Annotated in this window: 8 protein-coding genes; all 8 read left to right on the top strand. The window is 46.5% G+C overall.

Annotated features, from left to right (window positions below):
• The coding region (locus NXS07_RS19345; protein ID WP_258087444.1) for a DnaB-like helicase C-terminal domain-containing protein at positions 1-246 on the top strand (246 nt) is incomplete at its 5' end.
• Positions 247-268: 22 nt separating this feature from the next.
• Positions 269-472 carry a hypothetical protein gene (locus NXS07_RS19340; protein ID WP_258087443.1) on the top strand — a complete coding sequence of 68 codons (204 nt, stop codon included), beginning with the start codon at positions 269-271 and terminating at the stop codon, positions 470-472.
• Positions 469-807 (top strand): phage protein NinX family protein, encoded by a 339-nt coding sequence (locus NXS07_RS19335; protein WP_258087442.1) that lies wholly within the window; start codon positions 469-471, stop codon positions 805-807. The genes NXS07_RS19340 and NXS07_RS19335 overlap by 4 nt, the downstream gene beginning before the upstream one ends.
• Positions 804-1,037: a hypothetical protein gene (locus NXS07_RS19330; RefSeq protein ID WP_038222908.1), complete on the top strand. Its 234-nt coding sequence runs from the start codon at positions 804-806 to the stop codon at positions 1,035-1,037. Before NXS07_RS19335 ends, NXS07_RS19330 begins: the two co-directional genes overlap by 4 nt.
• A complete protein-coding gene (locus NXS07_RS21880) occupies positions 979-1,221 on the top strand; it encodes a Lar family restriction alleviation protein (protein WP_368859256.1) in 243 nt (80 codons plus the stop codon). The genes NXS07_RS19330 and NXS07_RS21880 overlap by 59 nt, the downstream gene beginning before the upstream one ends.
• Positions 1,211-1,585, top strand: coding sequence for a hypothetical protein (locus NXS07_RS19325; protein ID WP_258087441.1), 375 nt, complete (start codon positions 1,211-1,213; stop codon positions 1,583-1,585). The genes NXS07_RS21880 and NXS07_RS19325 overlap by 11 nt, the downstream gene beginning before the upstream one ends.
• Before the next feature lie 2 nt (positions 1,586-1,587).
• Positions 1,588-2,031: a recombination protein NinB gene (locus NXS07_RS19320; RefSeq protein ID WP_258087440.1), complete on the top strand. Its 444-nt coding sequence runs from the start codon at positions 1,588-1,590 to the stop codon at positions 2,029-2,031.
• 20 nt (positions 2,032-2,051) lie between these two features.
• On the top strand, positions 2,052-2,726 hold the full coding sequence (locus NXS07_RS19315; RefSeq protein ID WP_258087439.1) for a metallophosphoesterase: 675 nt from the start codon (positions 2,052-2,054) through the stop codon (positions 2,724-2,726).
• Positions 2,727-2,798 lie beyond the last annotated feature (72 nt).

Raw genomic sequence — 2,798 nt, 5'->3', positions numbered from 1 at the left:
AGTGTTGAGCAAGATGCGGACAGCATCATCATGTTGTATCGCGATGCGGTGTACAATGAGAATTCCCCCGCAGCGCCATATGCTGAAATTATCGTAACAAAAAACAGATTCGGGCAACTTGGAACGGTCTATCAACGTTTCAAAAATGGTCACTTCCTGCCAGTGGATCAGGAGGAAGCCGCCAGAGTTTGCCAGAGCAATGATAAACCGCCTCACAAACGTTTTTCCAAAGGTGCAAATGTTTAACCCCACCAGAAGGACTTTTGAGATGAAGGCCACAATTATCTTTCACAAAGACAAATGCTGGGAAGACACTCCTCATGACCAGCAGGTTAATGCAATCTTGGGAGAGCGGCGTCAATGTCGTCCGTTCAATCTCAGAAAAGACCGCCATCTACATCGTAAAGTTACGCGGTGTTATCCACGAGGATATGTATTTTATCGGCTGGCGGTACTGGAGGGTTTGAAATGAAAATCAAAACGAGTGAGCTGACAGGCCGGGCGTTGGACTGGGCTGTGGCACTGGCTGATGGATTTGATATTAACTCTTTAATTGGGATGCCACAGCTTACCCCTGAATATTCTACTGATTGGAGTGAATGCGGGCAGTTGATTGAGAAGCATCATGTTGAGTTGAATTTTAATTCAGTAAGCAAAGAGTGGTCGGCATACATATTTAGTTTCGAAGAGCTTGAAAGTGTAATTGAAGACGGCGAGTCTCCCACTATCGCCATCTGCCGTGCTGTCGTGGCTGCACAGTTGGGTGACGAGGTTGACATCCCTGATGAGCTGGTGGAGGGGGTATGACACTCGAAATAATGGAAATTAAACCAATTTTTATCAACGGCGCTCCACTGCTGGATGGTGATTTCAATCCGGTGCGTGTAACGAAAAATCAGGCAAGGAAAAAGGCGGGGCAAATGCAATCAGCTATGCGTAAAAAATCATGGGGGAAAAGCGCTGTCGGTATTGTCTGTGATGCTGGCGCTCACTTCAATGTGTCAGTGGGATTTCCTGAACCTAACAAGGTGGTTTGAAATGACAGAGAAAACACAGGAGTTACTGAGTTGCCCGTTTTGTGGTAGCGACGTTTTGTCGATAAATGGGATCCGCCCCTGTAATTTTGTGGAGTGCTACGGATGCGGTCATTCAGTTTATGGAGCTGACGAACACGCTGTAATTCAGGTGTGGAACCAGAGGGCAAATAACGATGACAGATAACATCATCACTCTCAAATTTGGCGATGATAGTAAACCCAGCATTAGCACCTCAGTTACCCCTAAAACACCTGAACAATCCCGCTGCAAGCACGGCGCAATCACAGTCGACGAGCAATATCGTGTTATCACATGCGATCAGTGCGGCTGCAATGTCGATGCATTTGATCACTTGCTGGAAAGTGCACGTCAAGCCGAGTGTGTGGTACGAGCGATTCAAGAGCTATACCAACGGCGGGATGAACTGAGAGCAGCGTGCGACAATTTGCTAAAGGAAGAAAAAAACACAAAAGTGAGGCTCAGGGGGGCGAAAACACAACTACAATTTCTGGAAAACGATATCAAGAAGGTGAATAACGGAGGTTAGGAATGGATAAGCAAACATTCCTGCTACGGAATGTGCGAATACTCGATAACCTGAAAGCCATGCTAGAAACACTCCCACTCAACGACGAATTTCCCATTCAAATCACTATCTCAGACTCAAACCGAACCTTACCGCAGAACGACAAGTTCCATGCGTTATGTGGTGACGTCTCTAAACAGGGTATTGAGTGGTCTGGTGATACATGGAGCACACAGGAATGGAAATGTATTTTCGTCTCCGGTCATGCAAAAGCGACTGGAAAAGAGGGGCAGATAATCGCAGGGTTGGAAGGTGAGCTGGTGCCACTGGCAAGAGAGAGCACTGCCAGAATGGGCATAAAGCGCATGAGCAGCTTAATTGAATATTCACAGGCATGGGCTGTATATCAGGGCGTAAAACTCACTGAGACACGCTACGCGCTGAATTATTACGGTCACAGAATTTAACTCAAGCGGAGGCAGGAACAGTGAACGAAATCAGAAACGGGAATTACCTGAAAATCGAGGGTGATCAATACCAGCGTATTTTCGTGGTTGGCGACCTCCACGGATGCTATCAGTTGTTAATGGATAGATTGCAACAGATTGATTTTAATTATGAAAATGATTTATTGATATCGGTTGGCGACCTGATTGACCGGGGGGATCGAAATGTCGAATGCCTCGACCTGATAACTCAACCGTGGTTCAGGGCGGTTCGGGGAAACCATGAGCAGATGGCGATAGATGCGCTATTTCACAATGGCGATAGTAACCTGTGGTTCCACAATGGCGGTCACTGGTTTCTCTGTCTGGACTATGAACAGGAAATACTGGCAAAAGCTCTATTAGCGAAAGCTGAACATGAACAATTACCCCTGATTATCGAGGTAAACACTGGCCACAAGAAAATAGTGATCGCCCATGCTGACTACCCCGATGACGAATATGAGTTCGGCAAAGAGGTTGACTGGTTTGATGTCATCTGGAACCGAGGCCGGATTTACAATGCTGGTGATGATATCGGTGGAGCAATTACAGGGGCTGACCTGTTCATATTCGGACACACTCCAGCACCAATAACCAAACAGAACTGGAACCAGCTTTATATCGACACAGGGGCGGTATTTGGTCATGGTCTGCATGTGGAGCAAATCAAATGAAATACCTCATATTCCTCGGATTTTGGGTAGCAGCAATGCTGATGATGGGATTTATGTTGATGTAGGGGGATG

This window comes from Xenorhabdus bovienii, assembly GCF_024721015.1.
Lineage (GTDB): Bacteria > Pseudomonadota > Gammaproteobacteria > Enterobacterales > Enterobacteriaceae > Xenorhabdus > Xenorhabdus bovienii.
This window is presented reverse-complemented; position numbering and strand designations above follow the sequence as displayed.

Coding starts and splice junctions, on each gene's coding strand:
- NXS07_RS19330 (WP_038222908.1), top strand. CDS start 804: ATGACACTCGAAATAATGGAAATTAAACCAATTTTTATCAACGGCGCT.
- NXS07_RS19335 (WP_258087442.1), top strand. CDS start 469: ATGAAAATCAAAACGAGTGAGCTGACAGGCCGGGCGTTGGACTGGGCT.
- NXS07_RS19325 (WP_258087441.1), top strand. CDS start 1,211: ATGACAGATAACATCATCACTCTCAAATTTGGCGATGATAGTAAACCC.
- NXS07_RS19320 (WP_258087440.1), top strand. CDS start 1,588: ATGGATAAGCAAACATTCCTGCTACGGAATGTGCGAATACTCGATAAC.
- NXS07_RS21880 (WP_368859256.1), top strand. CDS start 979: ATGCTGGCGCTCACTTCAATGTGTCAGTGGGATTTCCTGAACCTAACA.
- NXS07_RS19340 (WP_258087443.1), top strand. CDS start 269: ATGAAGGCCACAATTATCTTTCACAAAGACAAATGCTGGGAAGACACT.